General features: G+C 38.7%; 1 pseudogene. It reads right to left on the bottom strand.

The window, feature by feature from the left end:
• A pseudogene (locus CD138_RS13490) lies at nucleotides 1-331 on the bottom strand (terminase); the annotation flags it as partial.

Genomic DNA, 331 nt, shown 5'->3' on the forward strand with positions numbered 1-331 from the left:
CCTGCATGCCAAACATCAGCTATTTTAGCTTTTAGTAAGTCTGTTTTTCTTACATCGTAATCTATTTTTACAGTGTGTTTTCTAAAGGTTTTTAAAATTGCTTTTGTCGTTGTAATAACTCTTTTCAAAGGGGATGCGTCACCATCAATTTCAACAGTATGCTCACGCCATTTTTGAGCCATTGCTTTAGCCCGTGTCAACGCTCGTTGAAACTTACTTGTGTTCGCTTTAATTTCTGTTTCAATCTCGTTTGGCACGGAAGTTTTGGCCAGACGTTGTGCTTTACGTACTCCACGCTCAAAGTTTTTGATAATCGCATTGATACGTGCGT

This window comes from Staphylococcus intermedius NCTC 11048, from assembly GCF_002902385.1.
GTDB lineage: Bacteria > Bacillota > Bacilli > Staphylococcales > Staphylococcaceae > Staphylococcus > Staphylococcus intermedius.